The 20,466-nt window shown below is 31.1% G+C and carries 20 protein-coding genes; 12 read left to right on the forward strand and 8 right to left on the reverse strand.

Going from position 1 to position 20,466, the window contains the following annotated elements; genetic code table 11:
- Positions 1-45 precede the first annotated feature (45 nt).
- The 3 genes from N4A42_RS07195 to N4A42_RS07205 all read left to right on the forward strand — a co-directional run bounded on the left by N4A42_RS07195 (position 46) and on the right by N4A42_RS07205 (position 4,955).
- The gene (locus N4A42_RS07195) at positions 46-2,211 is read left to right on the forward strand and encodes a DNA mismatch repair protein MutS (RefSeq protein ID WP_294071964.1); all 2,166 of its coding nucleotides are present in this window, start codon (positions 46-48) and stop codon (positions 2,209-2,211) included.
- 60 nt (positions 2,212-2,271) lie between these two features.
- Positions 2,272-2,694 carry a thiol-disulfide oxidoreductase DCC family protein gene (locus N4A42_RS07200; protein ID WP_294071967.1) on the forward strand — a complete coding sequence of 141 codons (423 nt, stop codon included), beginning with the start codon at positions 2,272-2,274 and terminating at the stop codon, positions 2,692-2,694.
- Positions 2,695-3,050: 356 nt separating this feature from the next.
- Positions 3,051-4,955, forward strand: a complete 1,905-nt coding sequence (locus N4A42_RS07205; RefSeq protein ID WP_294071971.1) for a DUF4139 domain-containing protein — start codon at positions 3,051-3,053, stop codon at positions 4,953-4,955.
- A 267-nt stretch (positions 4,956-5,222) separates the two neighbouring features.
- Here the strand turns inward: N4A42_RS07205 and N4A42_RS07210 are convergent, their stop codons facing one another.
- The 7 genes from N4A42_RS07210 to aroC form a co-directional block, all read right to left on the reverse strand.
- Positions 5,223-6,383 carry a flavohemoglobin expression-modulating QEGLA motif protein gene (locus N4A42_RS07210; RefSeq protein WP_294071974.1) on the reverse strand — a complete coding sequence of 387 codons (1,161 nt, stop codon included), beginning with the start codon at positions 6,381-6,383 and terminating at the stop codon, positions 5,223-5,225.
- Positions 6,383-7,213 (reverse strand): N-formylglutamate amidohydrolase, encoded by an 831-nt coding sequence (locus N4A42_RS07215; protein ID WP_294071977.1) that lies wholly within the window; start codon positions 7,211-7,213, stop codon positions 6,383-6,385. Before N4A42_RS07215 ends, N4A42_RS07210 begins: the two co-directional genes overlap by 1 nt.
- On the reverse strand, positions 7,213-7,548 hold the full coding sequence (locus N4A42_RS07220) for a hypothetical protein (protein ID WP_294071979.1): 336 nt from the start codon (positions 7,546-7,548) through the stop codon (positions 7,213-7,215). The genes N4A42_RS07215 and N4A42_RS07220 overlap by 1 nt, the downstream gene beginning before the upstream one ends.
- Position 7,549: 1 nt before the next feature.
- The gene (locus N4A42_RS07225; RefSeq protein ID WP_294071982.1) at positions 7,550-8,356 is read right to left on the reverse strand and encodes a sulfurtransferase; all 807 of its coding nucleotides are present in this window, start codon (positions 8,354-8,356) and stop codon (positions 7,550-7,552) included.
- An 8-nt stretch (positions 8,357-8,364) separates the two neighbouring features.
- The gene (gshB, locus tag N4A42_RS07230; protein WP_294071984.1) at positions 8,365-9,402 is read right to left on the reverse strand and encodes a glutathione synthase; all 1,038 of its coding nucleotides are present in this window, start codon (positions 9,400-9,402) and stop codon (positions 8,365-8,367) included.
- 66 nt (positions 9,403-9,468) lie between these two features.
- On the reverse strand, positions 9,469-10,794 hold the full coding sequence (locus tag N4A42_RS07235) for a dicarboxylate/amino acid:cation symporter (protein ID WP_294071989.1): 1,326 nt from the start codon (positions 10,792-10,794) through the stop codon (positions 9,469-9,471).
- Positions 10,795-10,870: 76 nt separating this feature from the next.
- Positions 10,871-11,941: a chorismate synthase gene (gene aroC / locus N4A42_RS07240; protein WP_294071992.1), complete on the reverse strand. Its 1,071-nt coding sequence runs from the start codon at positions 11,939-11,941 to the stop codon at positions 10,871-10,873.
- A 208-nt stretch (positions 11,942-12,149) separates the two neighbouring features.
- On the opposite strand from aroC, the gene N4A42_RS07245 reads away from it, so the two are divergent.
- The gene (locus tag N4A42_RS07245; protein WP_294071995.1) at positions 12,150-13,004 is read left to right on the forward strand and encodes a UDP-2,3-diacylglucosamine diphosphatase; all 855 of its coding nucleotides are present in this window, start codon (positions 12,150-12,152) and stop codon (positions 13,002-13,004) included.
- Positions 13,005-13,035: 31 nt separating this feature from the next.
- On the opposite strand, the gene N4A42_RS07250 is transcribed toward N4A42_RS07245, so the two are convergent.
- Positions 13,036-14,424 carry an FAD-binding oxidoreductase gene (locus tag N4A42_RS07250; RefSeq protein WP_294071999.1) on the reverse strand — a complete coding sequence of 463 codons (1,389 nt, stop codon included), beginning with the start codon at positions 14,422-14,424 and terminating at the stop codon, positions 13,036-13,038.
- A 111-nt stretch (positions 14,425-14,535) separates the two neighbouring features.
- Between N4A42_RS07250 and N4A42_RS07255 the strand changes: the two genes are divergently transcribed.
- The 8 genes from N4A42_RS07255 (at position 14,536) to N4A42_RS14555 (ending at position 20,465) form a co-directional block, all read left to right on the forward strand.
- Entirely contained in the window at positions 14,536-15,003 is a 468-nt protein-coding gene (locus tag N4A42_RS07255; RefSeq protein ID WP_294072002.1) for a hypothetical protein, read from the forward strand.
- A gap of 144 nt (positions 15,004-15,147) precedes the next feature.
- Positions 15,148-16,230, forward strand: coding sequence for a glycine cleavage system aminomethyltransferase GcvT (gene gcvT / locus N4A42_RS07260; RefSeq protein ID WP_294072005.1), 1,083 nt, complete (start codon positions 15,148-15,150; stop codon positions 16,228-16,230).
- A gap of 27 nt (positions 16,231-16,257) precedes the next feature.
- Positions 16,258-17,088: a sugar nucleotide-binding protein gene (locus N4A42_RS07265; RefSeq protein WP_294072008.1), complete on the forward strand. Its 831-nt coding sequence runs from the start codon at positions 16,258-16,260 to the stop codon at positions 17,086-17,088.
- A 111-nt stretch (positions 17,089-17,199) separates the two neighbouring features.
- The gene (locus tag N4A42_RS07270; protein ID WP_294072013.1) at positions 17,200-17,484 is read left to right on the forward strand and encodes a 4a-hydroxytetrahydrobiopterin dehydratase; all 285 of its coding nucleotides are present in this window, start codon (positions 17,200-17,202) and stop codon (positions 17,482-17,484) included.
- Between the two features lie 110 nt (positions 17,485-17,594).
- The gene (locus tag N4A42_RS07275) at positions 17,595-18,341 is read left to right on the forward strand and encodes a YebC/PmpR family DNA-binding transcriptional regulator (protein ID WP_294072021.1); all 747 of its coding nucleotides are present in this window, start codon (positions 17,595-17,597) and stop codon (positions 18,339-18,341) included.
- A gap of 115 nt (positions 18,342-18,456) precedes the next feature.
- A complete protein-coding gene (locus N4A42_RS07280; protein WP_294072024.1) occupies positions 18,457-19,005 on the forward strand; it encodes a hypothetical protein in 549 nt (182 codons plus the stop codon).
- Positions 19,006-19,146: 141 nt separating this feature from the next.
- On the forward strand, positions 19,147-19,992 hold the full coding sequence (locus N4A42_RS07285) for a helix-turn-helix domain-containing protein (protein ID WP_294072027.1): 846 nt from the start codon (positions 19,147-19,149) through the stop codon (positions 19,990-19,992).
- A gap of 71 nt (positions 19,993-20,063) precedes the next feature.
- Positions 20,064-20,465 (forward strand): DUF4345 domain-containing protein, encoded by a 402-nt coding sequence (locus N4A42_RS14555; RefSeq protein ID WP_367172498.1) that lies wholly within the window; start codon positions 20,064-20,066, stop codon positions 20,463-20,465.
- Position 20,466: the final 1 nt, after the last annotated feature.

The raw sequence follows: 20,466 nt of genomic DNA on the forward strand, positions 1-20,466 counted from the left end.
TGAAAAATTTCATATACTTTTGCATCTCAAAAATCAAAACAACACGTGATACGTATTCATGAAAAAACCTTAAAAGACCTCGAGTATTTTTCGGTTTTAGAACAAATAGCAGAACATACTATAACAGCTCTAGGAAAAGAAGCTGTCTTGGCTGTGCTTCCTATTGAAGTTGAAACTCAGCTTATTCGAGAATTAGATTATGTTAATGAGTATTTATCTTCTTTTGATAATGACAATCGTATTCCTAATCATGGTTTTGAACCCATTTCTAAAGAAATAAAGCTTCTCAATATTGAAAATACATATTTAGAAGTTAAGAGTTTGCAAAAGCTCGTTAGTATTTCTTTAACTAGCAATAGCATTGTTAAATTCTTAGAAAAATTTAAGGAATACTACCCAAAACTTCAACAATATAGTGAGCATATAGAAATTACTACAGCCATCATAGAACAGGTTGATACTGTTATTGATCGCTTTGGTGATATAAAAGATGATGCCTCGCCGCAACTCTCCGAATTACGCCAAGAAATTAATAAGCTAAAAGGAAAAATAAATAGTAGTTTTTCTTCGGCTTTAAACAGATATCATGGTCTAGATTACTTAGACGACATTAGAGAATCTGTTGTAGACAATAGACGTGTTTTGGCAGTAAAAGCAATGTATAGGAGAAAAGTTAGAGGCGCAATAATGGGAGGAAGCAAAACAGGTAGCATAGTTTATATTGAGCCAGAAACAACGCTTCAGCACACCAGAGAACTTAATAATTTAGAATACGAAGAAAAAGAAGAGGTTATTAAAATCCTAAAAGAACTAACCGATTATATTCGATTATTTCTTCCGCTTTTAAATGATTACCAAGCATTTTTAACTAAAATAGATGTTATTTCTGCGAAAGCAAAATATGCAAAAAGCATGAATGCTATTTTGCCTAAACTAACCAACGAACGTAACTTATATCTTAAAGATGCCTATCATCCATTACTCTATTTAACCAATAAAGAAAAAGGTGAAACCACCTTTCCGCAAACCATAGAATTAAGTAGCGACAACAGAATAATTGTAATTTCTGGACCCAATGCTGGTGGAAAAAGTATAACACTTAAAACAGTAGGTTTATTACAAGTAATGCTGCAAAGTGGTATTTTAATTCCTGTGCATGAGCGAAGTACAGTTTGTTTATTTGATCGTGTGGTAAGTGATATTGGTGATAATCAATCTATAGAAAATCATTTAAGCACATACAGTTATCGATTAAAGCAAATGAATTACTTTTTAAAGAAAGTAAATAACAAAACACTTTTTCTAATTGATGAATTTGGTACAGGTAGCGATCCTGAACTTGGTGGAGCGCTTGCAGAAACATTCTTAGAGGTATTTTATGACCGTAAAGCATTTGGTATTATAACAACGCACTATTCTAATTTAAAATTATTAGCAAACGAATTGCCGTATATGCAAAATGCAAATATGCTATTTAATGAACGTAGTTTAGAGCCTATGTACAAGCTCGTAACAGGACAAGCTGGTAGTTCTTTTACGTTTGAAGTAGCTCAAAAAAATGGAATTCCGTATAGTTTAATCAATAAGTCTAAAAAGAAAATTGAACGCGGAAAAGTTCGGTTTGATGCTACTATAGCAAAGCTTCAAAAACAAAGAAGTCGATTAGAAAAAACGCAATTATCACTTAAAGAAAACGAAAAGAAAAAACAATCTGAAGCAGAAAAACTCGAAGAAACTAATGCTAAGATTCAAAAGAAATTAGAAAACTTTCAAGAATTATATGATAGCAACCAACGCTTAATATATCTCGGTCAAAAAGTTAATGACTTAGCTGAAAAATTTCAAAATAATAAGAAAAAGCGAGAGTTAATGGCTGAGTTATTTAGATTGGTACAAATTGAAAACTCTAAGCGAAAAAAACTTTCTACTAAGCAAAAACGTGCCGAAAAAGCTAAAGAAGCACAAATTAAAAAAGAAGCAGAAAAGAAAGTTGAAGTTATTCGTAAAAAGAAAAAAGCTGCAAAACAAAAAGAAGTTGTTGTAGAAAAGCCAAAACCAGTTTTAAAAGTGGGTGATCGTGTACGTATGCACGATGGTAGAGCTGTAGGAAGTATCGATACTATTGAAAAAGGTAAAGCCACTGTAAACTATGGCATTTTCACAACCAATGTTAATGTTGATTTATTAGAATTGGTTGAAGCTAAAAAGTAAACTTTTCTAATAACTTGTTAATAGTTTTATCAAAAAAGCTTGATATCATATCTTTGCACTGTGACAAATAACATACCCAAAAACAAACAATTAATACTTTTTGATGGTGTTTGCAATCTCTGTAACAGCAGTGTTTTATATGTTATAAAGCGAGATACTAATAATGTCTTTTTATTTGCTCCTTTACAAAGTTCAGTTGGAAAATTGATAACTAAGAAGTACAATATAGATACTAATAAAATAGATTCAATTCTACTTTACAAACCAAGCCAAGATAAAATCTATCAAAAATCTAGCGCAGCATTACATGTCGCTAAAAAACTAACATTTCCTACTAGATTAATGGTGTTATTTTTTATCGTACCAACATTTTTTAGAAATTGGGTATACGATTATGTTGCAAAGAATAGGTACAAATGGTACGGTAAAAAGGACGCTTGTATGATACCTACTCCAAAACTTAAAGCGAAATTCTTAGAATAAAAAAAGCCTTGAATACAAGTATTAAGGCTTTTTTAAATTAACAACTTACTTAAAACTAATTTTTATAGTTAAACAAAACTTATTTGTTAGGTGAGGGTAATAACAAATTGTTTAATAATATAAATTTTGTTTGTTCTAAAATAGCTCATCATTTTTTATAGAGTAAAAAAACTCGATATAAACCCATATTAATTGTTTTAAAAGTTAAAAATGTAAATAATATCATTCAGACAGCTTTTATATTTTACTAATTAAACAGCAAATTTTACTAAGTAAATTTTATAGTACACTCATTGGTGATTTGTTTCCATTATGATTAAAAATAGTTTTGAAAGTAAACAAAACACAAAACTATTATGAAAACCTTATCTCAATTACTATTCTTTATATGCACAGTATTCGCCTTTGCTCAAGAGGCAAGCAAGATTAAAAATGTTACTGTTTATCTTGATGGTGCAGAAATAACCCGAACAGCACATGTAACTTTAAATGCAGGAACTACAGAATTAACGTTCAATAAATTATCCTCTCATATAGAAGAAAGTAGTATTCAAATTTCAGGTTTAAAAAACACATCAGTATTATCCATTAACTATGGTATTAATTATTTGTCTAAACAAAAACAAAACGACTCAATAATAGCTTTAAAAGAAGTATTGAATAATCTAGATGATAAAATTCAGACCGAATACCATCTAATTTCTGGGTATAATGAAGAAATAAGTCTCATACAAAACAACAAACAATTAGGAAACGAAGCCAAAGTTGTAAGCTTAGAACAACTTAAAACCTTTGCAACCTATTATAGAACTCGTATTACTGAATTAAAAAAGGCACTACACAAGTCTAATAAAGCAATTATTGATTTTGAAAAAAGCAAAAATGACATTAAACAACAATTAGCAGAATTTAATGTTGATGACAAAGTACAAACTGGTGAAATTAAGTTAAAGCTTAATAGTGATAAGCCAGAAAATTTAGATTTAAAGATATCATACAACATAAAAAATGCTGGATGGTTTCCGATATACGATTTAAAAGCAGATAAAATTAATAGTCCTATAACTCTTGAATATAAAGCACATGTATTTCAAAATTCTGGATGCAATTGGGATGATGTAAAATTAGTTTTATCTACCAGCGACCCAAATACCAATAACGAAAAACCAATTGTTAATCCTAAATACTTAAATTTTATAAGTGCCTATAGTAATTACCAATCACATCGTGCCACAAAAAGTTATAATTATAAATACAATCCCCTAGTAAAAACTGTAACAGGTGTTATTACAACTGCTTCTGACGGATTGCCGTTACCTGGAGCATCAATAATAGAAAAAGGAACAACTAATGGCACACAAACCGATTTTGATGGTCGTTATTCCCTAAAAACCACTTCAGGAAACACTCTAGTGTATTCTTATGTTGGTTTGGATTCAGAAGAATTACCTATTCATTCTAGTATAATGAATGTGGCTTTAAATGAAGGAAATACTTTAGATGAAGTAGTTGTGGTTGGTTATTCAGTTAAATCAACATCTAACGGAATGGCAAATCGAGTACAAGGCATGATTGATAATGATTCTTATGATGATGAAGAACCTTATGAAGAACCAATTGACTACATAGCTACAGGAAATATAGTTGAAACAGGTATAGCCAACACACGCTTTAAAATTGATAAATCCTATTCCATTCCTTCAGATGGTGATGTTACTGTAATAGAAATTGACAAATTTAACTTACCTGCTAAATATGAGTATTTTGCTGCACCAATACTTAACGAAAATGTGTTCTTAACTGCTAAAATTGGAAACTGGGAGCGCTACAATTTATTACCAGCAGAAGCCAATGTTTACTTTGAAGGAAGCTATTCTGGTAAAACCAATATTAATCCTGGTGCTACCACAGATAGTTTAACAATTTCATTAGGTGTAGATCCAAATATCATTGTAAAACGAAAACAACGAAATGATTTTAAAAAGACCACTTTTATTGGTAACAATAAAGTTGTTTATAAAGGTTTTGAAATTGAAATACGAAATAATAAACCATCAGAGATAAAATTAACATTAATAGACAGAATACCTATAACACAAAATAAATCTATTAAACTTGATGATATTGAAACTGGCTCATCAGATTTCGATAAAGAAAAAGGACTCTTAAAATGGATTATAAACCTAACTTCAGGCGCAACAGAAAAAGTGAATCACTCCTACTCTGTTAAATACCCTAAAGGCAAACGTATTAATCTTTAACTCATTGAAATATTACTTTCACTTACCCTAAAAACCAATACACTCAGTATTGGTTTTTTTGGCTTTTAATTTAAAGTAACTTTGAATAAGAGCTTATTTTAAGTAATGGTTTTTAAGCTTAATAATACAACAAACCTCAAAGCAAAATGATGTTAGTTTGACCCTAACTTCTGTTAGTTAGGAATGAGTCAAATTCTATATAGAAGCATGTCTAACTTCTTTATGGTGTTCATACAAATGGATAGACTAATATTTAGCTTTGAGGTTTTATTTTAAGCTTTTCAAAATAAAATCTAAATTAGAATCTTTATTATCATTAGTGATATAAGCATCAGTAAAATACTTAGGTTTAACAGCTAACCCTAAATCTATGAGCTTATTTATTGTTGGTATATATTCTTGGCTTACTTTACCAGTCAATAAAACACCTAAATCCTTATCTGCATTTGCATATTTATAGATATTTCTAATGCCTCTAAGATATAAATGGTCTTTTGTAAAACCACCTCCTCTGTGTACACGCAAAGTAATTGCAAATGCTTCGTCTCTATTTAACTTATATTGGTTGTGTAATAGGTGAAACGTATCCGAAAAACTATAACCTTTATTTAAGCTATCTACCGCTATTACTCTAAAGGCTAATTCTTTTAAGCGTTCTATGGTTAAGCATCCGCTCATAAATTCAGAATATACCGCCAAACCTTCTTGTGTTTCTACATTGTTTGGCAAACCGTTAGAGAAAATCTTTAAAGGTTGTTCTAAGCCATTAAAAGTCGTTACCAAATGCACACCAATTTCATGATTAGCTAATACTTTAAGCTGATTTAAACTGTATTTATAGCTCTTTTTTAACACCAAAGTTTGTGTGTTATTTAAAACCATTGCAGCAGCAGAAAGGTTGTTAGATATTTTTAAGTTGTATTTAAAATCATAACGCTTAGAGAATTCATCAAAATAATCTTTTGCTTCATAGGCACTATACTTCGGAAGCATAATATCATCTTCTTCAGAATCCTCAAAACGTAAAATAAACTTAGCGTTTTCTATATCTTTTTCAGTTGGTGTTCCATAGCTTTTAAGACTATTAAAGTAAAACTTACGACCTTGGCCTATGGTTTCTATACATTCTATTAAACCAGAATACTCATAGATAATGTCTTCATATAATTGTCTTATATCTTCATCATCTATACGTTCTAAACGTTGCGAAAAAAACAAGCGATGCAATTTATAGCCATTAAATCGCATCTTGGGATATTTAAATTGTGGCTCGTAATTGTATTTTGAAGAAAAGAATTTTTTCTTTTCGGCAGCAATATTTAAAGGGTTTATGTAATTGAGTAATTCAATATTTTTAACTAATCGATTAAGATTAGCATCAATATCAAATAAATCTTGAAACTCTTGTGTGGTCTTAATTTGAGACATTAGGCTTTAAAACTCTTATAAAATTCGTTAGCGTGCTTTGGTAAAAGTGTTTGCAATTGTTGCTCTACAGCACTAACAACTTCTGGGTAATTAATCTGCTTATATTCATCACAGTACACTTTTGCAATTTCGGTTGCCAAAACTAAGGTATTCTTAAAGTTTTTAGTAATGTATTTTAAAAAATATCCATTACCTTGAAATGTATCATTAACTTTAGCTGTTTGCTTTATTTTATTAGGTAATACAATACTTTCTAACGATTGTCTCCAAGATTCAATTGAATTACCAAAACGCATATTATCTATATTAGAAGTGCCTAAATTCCAAGTTGGCACTTCCCTATCCCAACGTTGCCAATTATAACTATGCATATCATAAACTACACATACTCCAAACTTTTCTTCTAATTTTGAAATTAAAGCATGTACAACTTTATAAAAATTTAAGTGTTTTTGAAGACTTAGTTCTTTTTCTTTATCTGGTAAAGGTTGCCTCCATAATTGTTTTCCCCAAGCGGTATCAAAAACTGCATTTTCTGGATCGCGATTTAGATCATATTCAAAACGAGAGTCACAACCAGCAATAACAATAGGATGCGATATTATCATATTTTTGGTTTCAGGATCTTCTTCGTACCAACGCTCATATTCGGTATGCAAACAATTGCCCCAAAGCGATTTTCTAAACTGATGCCCATCATGTACTGCACCACAAGCATAGTGCACATATTTATCAATCTTTATTGTAAAAGAATAATCTTCAGTAACAGCATGAAACGTTTCTTCGGTTTCAATTTTAGAAATAATAGATTTTATAGAGAGACGTTGCATTATAGAGATTTAAATAAGCGTTCTAAAGATTTAAGCATATTTCTTTCATTAATACTGAAATTGCCATCAGAAAAAAACAAGGTTTTTATGTCTTTCAGAAGTGTCTCAATATCATTTTTTTGGTAATTGTGTTGTTTTAAACTGGTCATTATTTTTTGAATACTTTGATAATCATTGTCTTTATCAAACTCATTATGTATTTCTTGAAAGGTGTTCATATTAACCTTAGAAATAATGATATTTCGCTCATTGTTGTCTTCTTTAAAATCTGAATGAGCAGCAAATAATAATACATAAGCTATAAGTTGTTCTCTAGTCCAATTCTTTGTTTTCATATTAATTTATTAGAGTTCCATATTCTGTCCATGAGCCATCATAAACAACAAGATTATTAAAGCCACATTGTGTAGCTCCTAAAGCTAAAATACATGCAGTTATACCAGATCCACAACTAAATACCATCGTTGTTGTTTCACCTACTAATTTATCAAAGATTTTTAAAAGTTGATCTTTAGATTTTAGAATATTGCCATTAAATAATTCTGTATATGGTAAATTTTTAGAATTTGGAATGCTTCCTCGTCGTAAGCCTTGCCTTGGTTCATCTATTAAGCATTTAAATCTAGCTTCAGATCTAGCATCTAATATTAAAGTCTTAGAATCTTTTGAAAATTGATTAATGCCTATAAAATTGGTCATTAATTCTGGCCTAAAAACTGCCTTAAAGTTTCCTTTTGCTAGGTGTTCTTTTTTATAAGGTTCAATTGAAAAACCATGTTGTTTCCATTCGGGCAAACCACCATCTAAAACTGCTACATTATTAAAACCAAAAGTTTTAAAAACCCACCAAGCTCTAGCACTAGAATATATACCTTTATCATCATAAACCACGATAAAAGAGTCGTTATTTATTCCTAAAATTTTAGCTTCTTTTTCAAACTGTTCAATACTAGGCAATGTGCTTGGAAATCTAGCACTAGTATCGCTAAACTTATATTTTATATCAAAAAATCTGGCATTAGGTATTCTTGTTGAATTACTGTCAATAGCCTTATTGATAGTAGCATCAAGTATAACTACATTCTCAGCTTCTTTGTTAGCATATAACCATTCTACAGAAACTAATGATTTATTGAAAGACATTCAATTTATTATGCTTCTTCAACCGTTTTACGTAATCTTGCACGCCTATCAAAAGCTTGTAACTGGTCTAATACTTTACTTTCTAAAAAGTCAATCACTTTCTCTTCAACTCTAGTTTTAGATTTATAAACTTTATTGATATACGTAATACCACCTGGCGACATAACATTGACTTCTACTAACTTTCCGCCAATAACATCTATACCTACAAAATACAACCCATCTTTAACCAGTTTTGGTCCTATTTGTTTGCAAAGTGCTTTTTCTGCTTTTGTTAAGGAGTGCTTTTGAACACTACCGCCTGCTGTAACGTTAGAACGATGGTCATCAGATCCTGGAACGCGTTTCATAGCGCCTACAGGTTCACCATTAAGCATTAATATTCTTACATCACCTTGGTCAGCACCTTCAATATAATCCTGTAGAATAACATAATTGGAAGACCCATCAGAACTATTAATATAAAAATCTAGCAGTGAATTAATATTACTCATCGCAGATTTTTCTATAAGGATAACTCCAGATCCACCAAAACCATTCAATGGTTTAATAATCATTTTATCTGCTTTAGATTCCTTAATCTGCTTAATGAGATAATTTTTGTTTTTTGACACATGCGTATTAGGAATAATATTACTGTGTGCATCACCAAAAGCAGCTGTATATAATTTATTATTAGCCTCTCTCATACCTTCGAGAGAATTTATAATAAAAACATCATCCTTAACAGAATCTAAGAAGTTAAGCATTATAGGATCTAAAGGTGGGTTTGCTCTAAAGAAAATAGCATCAAAACCTGCTAAGGGTAACATCTCTTCTCTAAGCTTTGCTTTGTTATAAAATGATTTTAGTGAAGAAGGTACTTTATCCATACGACCAATAACATTACAAAACGCATTGGTAACACTATCTCTTATTGTAAGATTAGCAGGTATACATGTTGCAACGCCATGACCTCTTTTTACACATTCTTTTATTAAAGCTAAACTGGTATCATTTTCTGGGTCTATTGATTCCCAAGGATACATTATAAAACAAACATTCATTTCGGTAATTTTTGGTTAGTTCTATGAATTTGTTTAAAATTAAAAAATAAATCGATTTTTATAAATTTATTTTACTTCGTCATAATTATCGTCCCATTCTTTGGGTTTTGGATTATCATGAAGCTTTCCTATAGATTTTGCTACTATCATAGATACTGTAGCATCTCCAGTAACATTTACAACGGTTCTGCACATATCTAGAGGACGATCTACTGCAAATATTAAAGCCAATCCTATTGGTAATAATTCCGCAGGAAATCCAATAGATTCTAAAACAATAACAAGCATTACCATACCTGCACTTGGCACAGCTGCACTACCAATAGAAGCTAAAAGTGCTGTTAAAACAATAACTAATTGGTTTGTAAACGTTAATCCATCTGGCCAAATTACCTGCATAATAAATACTGCTGCAATACCTTGATAGAGGCTCGTACCATCCATATTTACGGTTGCACCAACAGGTAATACAAAACCAGATACTTCTTTGTCTACACCAAGATGTTCCTCTACACGCTCCATGGTTACAGGTAAAGTAGCAGCACTACTACTAGTAGAAAATGCTAATAATTGTGCTGGACTAATTTTGTTTAAAAACCACATTGGAGACTTTTTGGTAAAGACCTTTACAAGAATTAAATAAAAGCAAATCATTAATATTAGGCCTCCAACAACACAAAATGCATATTGTAATAGTTTGAGTAGTATTTCAGTATCATCAAAAGCTATAATAACATTTGCCATAAGTGCAAAAACGGCATAAGGTGCAAAAAGCATAATTAGATCCACCATTTTCATGACGACTTCATTGAGTGAATCAAAAATATCTATCATAGGTTTGGCCTTCTTTTCTCCAATTAAAAGCAAACAAATACCAACAAAAAGTGCAAAGAATATAACCTGAAGCATTTTAGCTTCACCCATAGCTTGAAAAATATTACTCGGAAAAATATCTACTAATGCTTGCAAAGGACCAGCATCTTGTTGTGCACTTGCTTTAGCCAATTTATCGGTTACACCAGCATCGTTGGCGTATTTCATTTTTATTTTAGCAATAGTCTCTTCTGGCATACCAGTACCTGGTTTTACTACATTAACAATAGATAAACCTATTACTATAGCCACAAGTGTTGTTCCTATATAAATAGAAATGGTTCTTAAACCCATATCTCTAATCTTTGAGATATCTTTTAGGTCTGATATACCTTTAATAAGTGAAGCCAAAATTAATGGAACTGCAATTAATTTTAGAAGATTAATAAATATTGTACCAAAAGGCGCAATCCAATCTGTTACAAACTGTTGTCCATTAACGGAGTTCATAACAAATCCAAATACGATACCGAGTACCATACCTATAATAATCTTCCAATGTAGTGCGAGTTTTTTCATAATATTTGCCGCGAATGCGTTAATCTTTTAATTTTAATTCAAGTGTTATAAATTCCTGCTTCCACAGGAATAGCGTTTACCAATCTTTAGACTCCTGTCTACGTAGAAGTGAGTAATCCGCTAAAACCAATGCAGCCATAGCTTCTACAATAGGAACAGCTCTCGGTACTACACAAGGATCGTGTCTGCCTTTACCTTGCATTTCTACAGTTTCTCCTTTATTATTTATTGTTTCTTGCCTTTGTAATGTAGTGGCTACTGGCTTAAAAGCAACTCTAAAGTATATATCCATACCATTGCTAATACCACCTTGAATACCACCAGAAAGGTTGGTTTTTGTGCTTCCGTCTTCATTAAAGGCATCATTGTGTTCGCTACCCATCATTTTGGCACCACAAAACCCACTACCATATTCAAACCCTTTTACTGCATTTATAGATAACATAGCTTTGCCTAATTCTGCATGCAACTTATCAAAAACAGGCTCTCCAAGTCCTATAGGTACATTTTGTAAAACACATGTAATTGTTCCACCTATAGTGTCACCTTGTCTTTTTACTTCTTTAACTTTAGCTATCATTTTTTCCGCTGAAGCTTCATCTGGACATCGAATTGCATTTGACTCAGTTTTATTGAAATCTAATTTCTGATAAGGCTTATCTATAAAAATATCACCAACTGAAGATGTAAAAGCATTAATCTTAACTGAACTAAGCATTTGCTTTGCAATAGCTCCTGCTACTACTCTACAAGCCGTTTCGCGTGCAGAACTTCGTCCTCCTCCTCTATAATCTCTTACACCATATTTTTTATCATAAGTATAATCGGCATGGCTTGGTCTATAAACATCTTTTATATGTGAATAATCTTTTGATTTTTGATTAGTGTTTTTAATAACAAATCCTATAGGAGTTCCTGTTGTAGTACCCTCAAAAATACCAGATAAAAATTCGACTGCATCTGATTCTTTACGCTGAGTTACAATTTTTGATTGCCCTGGTTTTCTTCTATTTAATTCATTTTGAATAGCTTCAAAATTTAATTTTAATCCAGAAGGACAACCATCAATAATTCCGCCTATTGCTTCTCCGTGCGATTCACCAAAAGTGGTGAGTTTAAATAATTTTCCGAAGGAATTTCCTGCCATTAATTCTTATTTTACGCTAATGTAAATTTATTATTACAGAAACCAAAATGCGTTTTTTGTTTTGTAAGCGCTTCTATAATATTAACCCGTTTCATCAGCACTATGCACCATAACAATATGGTAACATTCTCATTATAAATTATTAATTCTATAGTTACAGTAAGTTAACACTAATTCTAGTTATTTGTTACGACTTAATAACTTGATTTTGAAACTAAAACGTAAGGTTGAAATAGCAGTTATTTCTGATGTTCATCTTGGGACATTCGGTTGCCATGCAAAACAATTATTAACCTACCTTAACAGCATAGAGCCCAAAAAACTCATTCTTAATGGTGACATTATAGATATTTGGCAATTTAAGAAACGTTATTTTCCTAAGTCGCATTTAAGTGTTATTAAAAAAATAATGGATTTTGCGGCTAATGGCACTGAGGTTATATACATTACTGGTAACCATGATGAAATGTTAAGAAAGTTTGCTGATACCGAAATCGGCAACATTTCTATAGTTAACAAAGTAGTTTTAAATTTAGATGGAAAAAAAGCCTGGTTTTTCCATGGAGACGTTTTTGACATCTCTATACAAAATGCCAAATGGCTTGCAAAGCTTGGTGGTTGGGGCTACGATTTACTAATTCTAATTAACCGATTTGTAAATTGGTGCTTAGACAAAATGGGTAGAGAACGTTATTCGCTTTCTAAAAGAATAAAAAACAGTGTAAAAAGTGCTGTTAAGTACATTAATGATTTTGAAAATGTAGCCGCAGATCTTGCAATTGAGAATGGATATGACTATGTGATTTGTGGTCATATACATCAACCAAAAATGCTTATAAAAGAAAATAAATTTGGCAAAACAACATATTTAAACTCAGGTGATTGGGTTGAAAACTTTACTGCTTTAGAATACCAGTTTAAACGTTGGAAAGTTTATAATTACAGTAAAGATAAGCTATCTCCATTCTTTGCAGACGAAGATCTTAAAGACATGGATGTTAAAGATTTAATTGCTGCAATAACTATTGTGGAGCAACCAAAGAAAAAGAAAACTAAAGGATAAGGTTTTGAGTTTAGATTTTTCAACTACATATTTACATGTCCAACACCTTACCTCTATTCAGTAAGTTCTTTGGATCTAAAGCCATTTTAAGTTGTTTCATTAATTCAATTTCTTCTGTGGTTCGGCAAAGTTTTAAATAATCTTTTTTATGCAAACCTATGCCATGTTCTGCTGAAACAGATCCTCCTAAAGCTTTTAACGGCTTATAAACTGCTTCGTTTATTTTCAGTCTTAATTCATCTGACTCATTTTCTTTTCCAATAATAAAATGAATATTTCCATCTCCTATATGACCAAAAGGAAAAATATGTGTTACACCCTCAATTTTACTAATATTTTTAGAAATATCTGCTATAGTTATTCCTATAGCATTAATAGGTAAACTAATATCAAAATGCTGATCGAATTTACAAACAGCAACTAGAGCATCTACATTCTCACGAATATGCCAAAATCTATTCAAATCTGTTTTTGAATAAGCAGGTGCTGCATCTAATATTAAACTATCATTTAAGGCTTTTTCTAGAAGCTGTTCTAGTCGCTCCTCATCTTGCTGTTGATTGCTCCCAAGACCTTCTAACAATACATAGTAATTATATGTATCTGGTAAAGGTGATCTATCAACCGATGGGTCATTTGTTAGAGTTATGTAAGAATCTTTCCAAATTAACTCATAGCTACTTAAAGTGCCAGCTAAACCTTGATCCATGTAGCGCATAAATGCTACAACTTTATCAAATTCATTAATGCCTACAAATGCACTAACTCTACTTTTTGGCAACTCTACTAGTTTTAAAACGGCTTTTGTAACTATTCCCAATGTGCCTTCAGAGCCGATGAACAATTGTTTAAGATCGTAAGCAGAGTTGTCTTTTATTATTTTTTTTAGCGATGATAACACTGTACCATCAGCAAGAACTGTTTCTAAGCCAAGGACTAAATATCTAGTCATCCCGTAGCGGAGTACTTGTAAACCACCAGCATTAGTAGAAATTGCACCACCAATTTGAGCAGAACCTTTTGCTCCATAATTAAGTGGAAAAAGTAGCCCTTTATCTAAAACTGCTTGTTGCACATTTTCTAAAATTGCACCAGCTTCAGCAGTAATAGTTCTACTTTGCAAATCTGGTTCTTCAATTTTATTCATACGTTCCATAGAAATAACCACTTCATCTCCTGAAGTTTCAGTACTACCAACCAAGTTTGTTAATCCACCAAAAACAATAACTGGCTGACTGTTTGCATTACAAATCTTCATAATGGCTGCCACTTCTGCAGTAGACTCTGGTATTAGCAGAGCTTTTGCTATTAATGCTTTATCCATGTGCCAAATATGATGATAACGAGATTGGAGAGAATCTTCTACTAATATTTGATCGGGTCTTAAAATCTCTGAGAATGAATCTATGAGTGTTTTCATTATATAAAAATACGTGTGTCAGTATAGGTTTCAGTTATAAAATCAAATATAATTACATTTTTGGCGTTATTTTTGTCTGATTAAATGAAATCAATAAAAAACGAAATAATTATGAAAAAATTAATTTTAGCAACTTTTACAGTTTTTGCAGGATTTGCATTTATGAATGCTCAAGAAATTGCTGATAATGCCATTGGATTAAGACTAGGAGATAGTGATGGTTTTGGTGCCGAAATATCTTACCAACGTGCCCTTAAAGATAATAATAGACTTGAAGCAAATTTAGGTTGGCGAAGTGGTAAAGATTATGATGGCTTTAAGCTAACAGGATTATACCAATGGGTTTGGGAACTTGAAGGAAACTTTAATTGGTATGCTGGAGCTGGTGGTGGTTTTGGATCATATGATTTTGATGAAGATGATGAAACTTTTTTCTTTGTAGCTGGTGATATTGGTATAGAATATCGTTTTGATATTCCTTTACTATTATCATTAGATTTTAGACCAGAATTAGGGTTTGGTGATTTTAGAGATGATGTCGATTTTGATATAGCATTAGGCATTAGATATCTATTCTAAAATTGAAAAAGATAATAAACAAAAGCCACTTTATTACAAGTGGCTTTTTTATGTATTTATGCCACAAAATTTATTTAAATTAGCGCAACCAAAAATTAATTTTAATGAGATTTCCGCTTACACGGAAATGAAAATAAATTTTCAATGAAAAACACAGCCTTAACAGAAACACATATAGCCTTAAATGCCAAAATGGTACCATTTGCTGGATATAATATGCCAGTACAATACGAAGGCGTAACTATAGAACACGAAACCGTAAGAAAAGCCGTAGGTGTTTTTGATGTGTCTCATATGGGAGAATTTTTAATTGAAGGCCCAAATGCTTTAGCGCTTATCCAAAAAATATCAAGTAATGATGCGTCTAAACTAGAAATTGGTAAAGCACAATACAGTTGTTTACCAAATGATGATGGTGGTATTGTAGACGATCTTATTATTTATAAAGTAAAAGAAGAAACATATTTACTAGTTGTAAATGCAAGTAATATAGAAAAAGACTGGAACTGGATAACCTCTAAGAATAGTGTTGGTGCAGATATGCGCGATTTAAGTGAAGAATATTCATTATTAGCTATACAAGGTCCAAAAGCTGTAGAAGCAATGCAATCGTTGTCTAGTCACGATTTGTCTGCTATAAAATTTTACAACTTTGTTGTTGGTGATTTTGCAGGTATAGAGCATGTTATTATTTCTGCAACTGGTTACACTGGTAGTGGTGGTTTTGAAATTTACTGTAAGAATTCTGAAGTAAAACAAATCTGGGATAAAGTTTTAGAAGCTGGTGCAGATTTTGGTATTAAACCTATAGGATTGGCAGCAAGAGATACACTTCGTTTAGAAATGGGTTATTGTTTATATGGTAATGATATTGATGATACGACCTCTCCTATTGAAGCTGGACTAAGTTGGATTTGTAAATTCAATAAAGAATTTACTAATAGCGAAGCTTTAAAAGCCGAGAAAGAGCGTACACCAGAACGCAAATTAGTTGCCTTTAAGTTAGACGAAAGAGGAATTCCACGTCAAGGATACGATATTGTAGATAATAACGGAAACACAATTGGTAATGTTACATCTGGTACCATGAGCCCAAGTTTAGGCATTGGTATTGGTTTAGGATATGTACCAAAAGTATTCTCTAAAGTAGATAGCAAAATTAATATTCAGGTGAGAAAAAAAGCGATTCCGGCTACTGTTATTAAGCTACCATTTTATAAAGGTTAACCCCTTTTAAAAAGTGTTGATGGATTAATGAAGAAGAGTTTAATTAAACACAGAATCCTAATACTTGGTGCTAGTGGTTATATAGGCAATGCTATTTATAAAGAATTAGCGCCTTATTTTAAAACCTTTGGCACCTACAGAGTACCAAAGAAAGAGTTTGAAAACAATAAACAATTCTTTCAATACAATGTAGAAGAAGATGATGTTTATGAAATTCTTGAGGCTACAAAACCCTCTATCATTATTTCTGCATTACGAGGCGATTTTAATGCACAGGTAATTGCGCATCATCATATAGCAGAATATGCATTAGAGTTTAATTGTAAAATCATTTTTTTATCCTCAGCAAATGTTTTTGATGCTTATAGTAAATATCCAAGTTACGAGTTAGATAAAACTTTAAGTCTTAGTGTTTATGGGCATTTTAAAATTAAGATAGAAAACATGCTATTACGCTTGCCAAAAAAGCACGTAGCTATTTTGAGATTACCAATGGTTTTTGGTAATAATTGCCCAAGAATTCAAGAAATGAAAACTCTAATTTCTGAAAATGAATCGGTTGAAATTTTTCCTAACCTAATAATGAATGTTACATTAGATAAAAAGGTAACACAACAAATTCATTATATCATTAATAGAAATAAATACGGAGTTTTTCATTTGGGTAGTACAGATTTAGTACATCATGATGAATTTGTAAAACATATTTTAGAAATTATAAGCTCTAAAAAAGCACTATTAAAACACGTGTTTACTACTAATGACGATCGTTATTTGGCAGTTTTGCCAAAGTTTAATAAGCTACCAAAACACCTTCAAATTACTAGTGATGTAGTTTTAGAAGCGCTTCAAAATTAAAAACTCCTGCTAAATAATTTTTAGCCAATTCTTGTATTAAACACTTAGAGTGAATTAATTCTTTTATAGCCCATTACTATTTTGTAATTTTCAGTAAATAAATTCAATACCATGAAATTAGACGATACTATAATCGAAAAAAAACTACTTCATTTTCCGGAATGGGATTATTATGATAATGCCATTCATGTAGAACTTGAGTTCGAAAATTTTAAAGATTGTTTTAGTGCTATGAGTAGAATAGCTTTTGAGTGCGAAGCACAAAATCATCACCCAAATTGGAGCAATGTATTTAATGTTTTAAAAATATCTCTATCAACACATGATGCTGGTGGAGTTACCCAAAAAGACTTTGATTTAGCAGAAGCTATAGAGTCTATTGTAGAAGAGGAATGAATTAATTTGTATAAATTATCAAAAGAATTATATTTGAAATCATCTGACAAAACAGATGCTAAATAGTTTAATGAGATTTCCACTTATACGGAAATAAAAATACAATTTTAATGGGAAGAGCTTTTGAATTTAGAAAAGCAAGAAAAATGAAACGTTGGTCTGCCATGAGTAAAGCCTTTACTCGTATTGGTAAAGACATTGTAATGGCTGTAAAGGAAGGCGGACCAGATCCAGACAGTAACTCGCGCTTAAGAGCAGTTATTCAGAATGCCAAGTCGGTAAACATGCCTAAAGACAACATAGAACGTGCCATAAAACGTGCTAGCGATAAAAGCCAAGGCGACTATAAAGAAGTTCTTTTTGAAGGTTATGCACAGCATGGTATTGCTGTTCTTATAGAAACTGCTACAGATAACAACACACGTACCGTTGCAAATGTTAGAAGCTATTTCAATAAATGTGATGGTAGCTTAGGTACACAAGGCTCAGTGGTTTTTATGTTTGATCATACTTGTAATTTTAAGATAAAAGGAGAAGGATTAGATTTAGAAGAACTAGAATTAGAGTTGATTGACTTTGGTGTTGAAGAAATTTTTGAAGATACTGACGAAGATGCTGATGGAAACGAACAAACAAGCATTATGATTTATGCACCTTTTGAAAGTTTTGGTAACATTCAATCCTATTTAGAAGAAAATAATATTGAAATTATTTCTTCTGGCTTTGAGCGTATTCCACAAGTGACAAAAAAGCTTTCAGCAGAGCAAATGGAAGATGTAGAAAAGCTTATTGAAAAGTTAGAAGAAGATGATGATGTACAAAACGTTTATCATACTATGGAAGAAGTTACAGAATAATTTTTATATAAATATTGAATATTTATAGAGGGCTTCTGCCCTCTTTTTTTTATCAAAACATAAACATTTAACGCAACCATTGCACCGTTAACTCATCATAAAAAAAAGTAATACTATGAAAAAAAAGATTTTGGCTCTATTTTTCTGCTTAAATCTCACCTGTTTAATAAACTGCTTTGAACATTGCAAAGATTATGAGTTTTTTGATTATGAAGGTATTAAAACTGTAGTCCAAAACCCATACGTAATGGAAAATGATAGTCTTTCATTTGGTGCTAGTTATATTAATATAGAGTATTTATCAGGTGTAAAATTCAATTTTAATTTTGGAAACAAATTATATGCAACCGTTGATTGTGATAAAGGTTATGGAGGTGAAAAATATCCATTAAATAGAATTACAATAACTAGTGACTCTGACTTTAATACTGATTTTCCTGCAAATTCTGAATTAAATGAAATAATTTCAGTTAATGGAACAAACTCAAATGGTGATTATGTTATTGGTAAAATTATTGATTTTGAAGCCTCTAATGTAAATCTTAGCAATATGTACTTATCAATGAGACCAAATAATAATGAAAGCCATAAAATCACAATAGAAATAGAAAAATCAAACGGAGAAGTTTTATCAAGCACAACAGAAGAAATCATATGGGAGTAAAACTGTATGAAAAAAATGAATGAACAATCACAATTTAAAACACTCATATTGCTTAATAAAATTTATGTAACTTGCATTTATAACAGCAATAATAAACCTTCTGCTTTACTTCACGTAGTAATATCTTTGATTATAATTTGAATGAGTTTTCAAGAAAAAGTCATAACCTATAAAGAAAAAATAGTTTTCATTAAACTATCTATGCCATTTTTTAACAGAACGCTAAAAAGTTATGTCGAAGATGAAGCTTGTTTTATGTTTGTTAATAAAGGTGAAGTTGGTGTAAGAACTCCAGAAGATTATCTTACACTTAATCAAAATACTGCAATGATTGCTAAATGTCTAAACTACTTTTTTGAACCAACTAACAACCAAAAAATATCGAGAGAAGGAGTTGAGTCTGTAGGAGTATTTCTTTATCCTTCTTTAATCAAAGATTTATTTGATTTAGATATTACAACCTCAAATCACAAAAATGATTACAATGTAAAACAAGTACAAGTAGATTTAATGCTAAATAATTTTAGACAAAGTATTGACATATTGTTAGAAAACCCGGAATTGGTTGATAATAATATGATAGAAACTAAACTGAAAGAGTTTGTTCAATTGCTTGCAAAATCACAAAATGCACCTTCACAATTAGATTTTTTAGCAGCTCTATTTAAGCCTAATGAAACTGAATTTAAAAAAGTAATTAAACAAAACCTATATGCAAATCTTTCCATTAAAGAGCTTGCATTGTTAACACATTTAAGCGAATCTTCATTTAAAAGAAAATTTAAAGAAATTTTCAACGAAAGCCCAAAAAAGTATCTTACTCAAAAGAAATTAAAACAAGCTGCAGTGCTTTTAAAATCAAACTCAAATCGTATATCAGATATTGCTTATGATGTTGGCTTTGATTCCGTATCTACTTTCAATAGAAATTTTGTTACTTATTATGGCAAATCACCTTCCGAATATCGTTTGACCCAAACTGAGTAGTCTTTGGCCTAAACTGCATTTAAAACTGAATTAAGTGTCATCACCTTTGTACCAACAAAAAATACAAGGTTATGAATACTTCAAAAATTTTAAAAATCTACTTATTTATTTCTGGGCTAATTTTAACAGTCATTGGCACTTTAACTACGTTCAATCCTGTAAATATTAAGGCTAATGAAGGAATAGAAATCGCAGGAAATTCAAGTGCTTTAAATGATGTTCGTTCATTTGGAATGCTTTTGTTAGCTACAGCACTACTTTTATTTTTAGGAAGCTTTAAAAGCTCATTAAGAAAATCGGCTTCAATATTATCATTTCTTCTTTTTCTGTCATTAGGAATAGGTAGATCATTAAGCATTATTTTAGATGGTGCACCTTCAGATGGAATGATTAAAGCGACAGGATTGGAACTCATTTTAGGTATAACCGGACTTATCCTATTTATATCAAACAGCAAAAAACAAACTTTTTAAA

This window comes from Winogradskyella sp. (assembly GCF_025210595.1).
GTDB lineage: Bacteria > Bacteroidota > Bacteroidia > Flavobacteriales > Flavobacteriaceae > Winogradskyella.